6 protein-coding genes and 1 pseudogene are annotated in these 5,671 nt (G+C 59.5%); all 7 read left to right on the forward strand.

The window, feature by feature from the left end:
* Positions 1-102: 102 nt before the first annotated feature.
* Positions 103-1,518 (forward strand): ABC transporter substrate-binding protein, encoded by a 1,416-nt coding sequence (locus NW856_RS08680; RefSeq protein WP_414399850.1) that lies wholly within the window; start codon positions 103-105, stop codon positions 1,516-1,518.
* A gap of 61 nt (positions 1,519-1,579) precedes the next feature.
* Positions 1,580-2,395, forward strand: a complete 816-nt coding sequence (gene trpA / locus NW856_RS08685; protein ID WP_414343136.1) for a tryptophan synthase subunit alpha — start codon at positions 1,580-1,582, stop codon at positions 2,393-2,395.
* Positions 2,396-2,787: 392 nt separating this feature from the next.
* The gene (locus NW856_RS08690; protein ID WP_414343171.1) at positions 2,788-3,309 is read left to right on the forward strand and encodes a phycocyanin subunit beta; all 522 of its coding nucleotides are present in this window, start codon (positions 2,788-2,790) and stop codon (positions 3,307-3,309) included.
* Positions 3,310-3,454: 145 nt separating this feature from the next.
* Positions 3,455-3,943, forward strand: coding sequence for a phycocyanin subunit alpha (locus NW856_RS08695; protein WP_414343139.1), 489 nt, complete (start codon positions 3,455-3,457; stop codon positions 3,941-3,943).
* 315 nt (positions 3,944-4,258) lie between these two features.
* Positions 4,259-4,528 (forward strand): phycobilisome linker polypeptide, encoded by a 270-nt coding sequence (locus NW856_RS08700; protein WP_011432575.1) that lies wholly within the window; start codon positions 4,259-4,261, stop codon positions 4,526-4,528.
* Positions 4,529-4,601: 73 nt separating this feature from the next.
* Positions 4,602-5,372: a HEAT repeat domain-containing protein gene (locus NW856_RS08705; protein ID WP_414399851.1), complete on the forward strand. Its 771-nt coding sequence runs from the start codon at positions 4,602-4,604 to the stop codon at positions 5,370-5,372.
* A gap of 75 nt (positions 5,373-5,447) precedes the next feature.
* Positions 5,448-5,671: pseudogene (locus NW856_RS08710) on the forward strand (HEAT repeat domain-containing protein); the annotation flags it as partial.

Below are 5,671 nucleotides of genomic sequence, written 5' to 3' on the forward strand. Positions count from 1 at the left end.
TCGGAGATCCTTAGAGATCCTTGGAAAGATGACTTTTGAGGATTCCTGAGGATACAAGCAGTGTCTTTGCTGGCCAAAAGCTAGCGTTTTCTCTCTCTATATATGGTTGCCAAGTCTCCACCACCCATTGTCTACATTGCCTTGGGGCTATTGCTCCTCTGGGGCGGTCATCGTGCTTGGCGGGCGGGCTATGTTCGCTGGCCGCAAGGGATCCCTCTGCCTCAGGTGTCGCTGCCAGGGTTGGGGGGTGGAGCACAAGATCTGCTCCTGACCAGCGGCGAGCGCACCTTGTTTGCCGATAGCAGTCCCGCTGCCGTTGCCGCTGCAGAGCTGTTGCGCCAAGGTAACCTCAGCGCAGCCATCCCGGTGTTGGAGATGGGGCTGCAAAGCAACCGCAACGACCCGGAAGCTCGCATTTTCTTGAACAATGCCCGTGCCCAGCAGCAGGGCAGTCCCTTGAGCCTGGCGGTGGTGGTGCCCATCTCCAGCAACCCCAACCGCGCCAAAGAGACCCTGCGCGGGGTGGCGCAAGCTCAGGAGGAGCTTTTCCAACAGGGGGGAATCGGAGGACGGCTGCTGCGGGTAGTGATTGCCGACGATGGCGATAACCCTGAGCGAGCAGCAGCGGTGGCCAAAGCCCTGGTGGCGCAGCCTGAGATCTTGGGGGTGATTGGCCATAACACCAGCGATGCCACCCTGGCTGCAGCCGAGGTTTATCAGCCTGCCGGCTTGGCGATGATCTCCTCCACCTCCACCAGCACTCGCATCAGCATGCTGGGGGATGCCATTTTTCGCACCGTGCCCTCCGATCAAGTGGCCGGCACGCAACTGGCCCGTTATGCTCTCAACACGTTGCGGTTGCAAAGGGTGGCCATCTTCTACAACCCCAACAGCGCCTACAGCTCCAGCTTGCGCGATGCCTTTGCCTCCACCCTGACCAGCGAAGGGGGCATCGTGCTGGCGGAGTTCGACTTATCGGCGTCGGACTTCAACCCCCAGGCCAGCCTGCAAAGGGCCGTCGGCCAAGGAGCCCAGGTAGCTTTTTTAGCTCCCACGGCTTCCGTAGCCGAAAAAGCGCTGGCCGTAGCCCGCGAGAACGCTGTAGCTGGTAAGCCCCTTGCTCTTCTGGGCGGCGATGTGCTCTTCAGCCTCACCACATTGCAAGAAGGGGGAGCAGCGGTAGAGGGCTTGGTGGTGGCGGTACCCTGGCATCCCCAGGTGCCGCGCAACCGCGAGTTTGCCCAGAAGGCAGCCCAGCTCTGGGGAGGGCAGGTGAGCTGGCGCACCGCTCTGGCTTATGATGCCACCCGGGTTTTCTTGCAAGCTTTCAGCCAAGGAGCCACCAGCCGCAACGCTGTGCTGGCCCGTTTGCAGGATCCCAACTTCCTCCTCCAGGACGGCGCTTCCGGAGAAGTGCGCTTCTTGCCCTCCGGCGACCGCAATGCTCCCCATGTGCTGGTGCGGGTTGAGCCCGGCAACCGCTCCGGTACCGGCTACGATTTTGTGCCTCTCCCCTAGGGATCCCGGCAGACGCTACAGTGGGGGATGCTCTCAATCTCCTCAGAATCGAATGGATCCCATGCCCACTCGGATCACAGCCTGCTTTCAGGCGCTGCGCAGCCGTGGTGAAAAAGCCCTCATCCCCTACCTCACCGCTGGGGATCCCAACTTGGAAACCACCTTTGAGGCTTTGCAGGTTCTGGATCAGAGCGGCGCCGATCTTATCGAGCTGGGGGTACCCTACTCGGATCCCTTGGCGGATGGGCCGGTGATCCAAGCAGCAGCCACCCGCGCCCTCAGTCGGGGAGTCACTTTGGGCGCCATTCTACAAGGCTTGCGCTGTCTCTCGCTGCAGGCCCCCCTGATCCTGTTCACCTACTACAACCCCATCCACCAGCTCGGCATCCCCAACTTTCTGCATCAACTGCGGCAGGCCGGCTGTGCCGGCTTGGTCGTCCCCGATCTGCCTCTGGAAGAGGCGGGATCCCTGCGACAAGCAGCCCAGGCCGAAGGGATCGACCTCATCCTGCTGGTGGCACCTACCAGCCCCCCGGAGCGCATGCGCCGCATTGCCCAGCAGTCCAGTGGCTTTGTCTACTTGGTCAGCACCACCGGCGTTACCGGCGAACGGGCCACCCTGGAAAAGCGGATCCCGGCTTTGCTGCAGCAACTGCGCCAACAAACCCCCCTGCCGATTGGGGTGGGCTTCGGCATCTCCACTCCCGACCAGGCCCGCCAGATCGCTCTCTGGGGAGCAGATGCGGCGATTGTGGGCAGCGCATTTGTGCAACGGCTGGCCAAAGCCCCCACGCCTGAAGAAGGACTGCAACAAATAGCTCACTTTTGTCGAGCCCTCAAAGCGGCCCTGCAAGAGGTGACCACTCCAGAGTGTTAACTTCTGTTCAGGAAGGTGCCCACTCAGACTGCTTCCATCTCAAAACAAATGTTTACATTTTGTGAGCCAGCCCGCAGACCCATTTCCCCCCTGCTGCGCCCCATAGTCCAGGGATCCCAGGCTAAGCAGACATTTTGGTATCGATGGGTTTGTAAATCTTCACAAAACACTCATCCATCCCGCGATATAAAATTAGGCTGGATGCTCGGCTGTCTGAAAGTCGCAGAGGTTCTTGACCTATCTAAAAATTTAGGGGTTCGGTGGGGGGTCTGCTGCCACGGAATCCTTGATTTTTGGGGGTCAAAGAGGATCCCGCAAAAAAGCTTGGGATTCGGCTTTTGGGAGGTTCAGCCAGTCGCTCACCACTTTTTGGAAAGACCAGAAGGAGATCCATCATGCAAGATGCTTTTACCCGGGTGATCGCTCAGGCAGATGCACGCGGTGCCTTTTTAAGTGACCAAGACTTTGACCGTTTGGCGGCTTTGGTGGCAGAGGGCAACAAGCGCCTAGATGCTGTCAACCGCATGACCAGCAATGCCGCCCAAATCGTAACCAATGCAGCTCGCTCTTTGTTTGCTCAAGAGCCAGATCTGATCGCTCCCGGCGGCAATGCCTACACCAACCGCCGCATGGCTGCCTGCCTACGGGACATGGAGATCATCCTGCGCTACATCACCTATGCCACCTTGGCCGGGGATAGCTCTGTGCTGGAAGATCGCTGCCTGAACGGCCTGCGGGAAACCTACATTGCTCTGGGGGTGCCCACCACTTCTGTGGCCAATGCCATTGCTGCTATGAAGAAGGAAGCGCTGGCCAAGATCATGGATCCGAAGGGCATCACTCCTGGGGACTGCTCGGCGCTGCAAAGCGAAGTGGCCAGCTACTTCGATAAGGCGGCTGCCGCCATCGTTTGAGCTTTGGGTCGAAGCCAGCTTGGTCGTTCCTTTCAGAATTGAGATCCGTTAGATCCCTCATTTCTGATAGGCAGGTGGAAATCCAGTCCGCCTTTCCTACAGAATGTTCGTTAACAACACAATCGATGAATTTAGGAGCTGCAAGGTGAAAACTGTCATCACTGAAGCGATTGCTTCCGCTGACAATCAAGGGCGTTTTCTGAATGCCAGCGAACTGCAGGCCGTGAATGGTCGTTACCAGCGTGCTGCTGCTTCTCTGGAAGCGGCCCGTGTCCTAACCAACAACCAGCAAACTCTGGTGCGGGAAGCGGTGCAGGAAGTGTTCAAGAGGTTCCCTTACCTGACTCAGCCGGGTGAAATGGGCCACGGCGATGTGTTTCAAGCCAAGTGTGCCCGCGACATCGGCTACTACCTCCGCTTCATCACCTATTCCCTGGTTGCAGGTGGCACCGGCCCCCTCGATGAATACCTGGTGGCCGGACTGCGGGAAGTGAACCGCTCCTTTAACCTCTCTCCCAGCTGGTACATCGTGGCTCTGCAGTACATGAAGAGCCGCGCTCTGGGCATGCTGAGCGGTCAAGCGGCCAACGAAGCTGCTATCTACTTCGATTACGCCATCAACGCCCTCAGCTAGGGGATCCCAGGGCAGAGATCCCTGCTTGTTGGGAGTGGACGATCTCTTTCTTTGTCTTCCAATTGTGTGTCTCTCCAGAGCAGGCGACGGCTCCAAAGAGGTCTATTCCACCTGTTTCCAGGTTGGTTTGGCGCCTTGGCTTCTCTTAAGCCGGTTGGGTTGGTCGCCTGCTCTCCAGTCTGGGGTAGTTAGCCTTTGGATTGTAGGCATTGCCCAACGGCAGCGTGCTGGTTCGCGAGAATAGCCGGTACGGCTTGTTCGCTGGTCAGTTTGCCTGTCTTCCAAACGAAGTCTCATAGATACCTGGGGAAAGCGATGTTTGGTCAAAGCACCACCAGCCCTGAAGCCCTGACAGAAGCCGGCAGCCGGGTTTACCGAGTTGAGTACACCGGTCTGCTCAACCCGCCCGATGCTCTGGCCACCTCTGCCAAAGTTCGCCGCAGCACCCTGAGCACCACCGTTCCCTACAGTCGGTTGTCTGCCGAGATGCAGCGCATTCTGCGGATGGGTGGCAAAATCGTGCAGGTCACTGCCTTGTCGGGAGCCAATGCCTCTCCCGCTCAGGGCAACGGCGCTGCTGAGTGAGGGAGGCCCGACGGCCGACTGAAGTTACCGGCAAGGTTGCCCAGGTGTCATGAACAGCTCTGCAACGGTTCGTATGGCATCCAACACGGCGGTGCTGCCGCAGCAGCTCACTTGGGAGCAGGCGATAGCCCGGCTGCAGGGGGATGACTTGCAAGATCGGTACTATGCTGCCTGGTACCTGGGCACAGTTCGGGATCCAAGGGGGGTAGAGCCGCTGCTTTTGGCGTTGCAGGATGAGCGGGATCGCACTGCCTTAGGGGGCTATCCTCTGCGCCGCAATGCCGCTAAGGCCCTGGGGCAAATCGGGGATGCGCGGGCCGTGCCCGGTTTGATCGAGGCGCTCACTTGTACCGACTTTCATGTGCGGGAAGAGGCTGCCTATGCCTTGGCTCAATTGGGGGACAAGCGAGCGGTGGATCCCTTGCTGGCACTGTTGCAGTCCCGCGAGCAGGAGCAGCCCTGGGAAGCCCTTATCGAGGCCTTGGGTCAGCTTCAGGCCACCGAGGCTGAGGCAGCGATCCGGCCCTTTTTGAACCATCCCTCTGAGCGGGTGCGTTCGGCAGCGGCTTGGGTGCTCTACCGCTTTACGCAAGCCGAGGAGCTGACCCAAATCCTAGTGGCGCTCCTGGCCCACTCCAACTCCAGCTTGCGACAGGCCGCTTTGTTCGACCTGGCCGAATCGGGATGGGTGGCGGGGGCACCGCTGTTGGCAACAGCCGACGTAGCGCTCAACCTGCGCATCAATGCTCTGAAGCGGCTGTTCGATGTGGCGCTTCAGTTGGGGCGGGTACCGCCGGCTCAGGTGGCGGCAGCGATCCTTCCGCAACTGGAGAGGCTCTTTTAGGATTTTGGGGCGCTCAGTGCCTTTGATTTAGATCATTTCAGATGCTTCAACTGTACCTTTGACTATTCGTTGCCTATGTCCTCCGCCTCGGCTGCTCAAGCGCTTCCCACTGCTGTGGCTCAACTGGCGGCAGAGTTGGAGCAGGCCACGTCGCCTGAGGACTTGCTGCGGGTGGTGAGGGCGCTGGGGGCTCTGGGCCAAGTGGAAGGGATCCCCATCTTAATTCGCGCCTTTGGGTTCAATCGCCCTGCAGTGGGGGAAGCCGCCCTGGAGGAAGTGCTGCGCTTTGGGGAGGCGGC

Origin of the sequence: Synechococcus sp. R3-13 (genome assembly GCF_047462195.1) — a bacterium.
Lineage (GTDB): Bacteria > Cyanobacteriota > Cyanobacteriia > Thermostichales > Thermostichaceae > Thermostichus.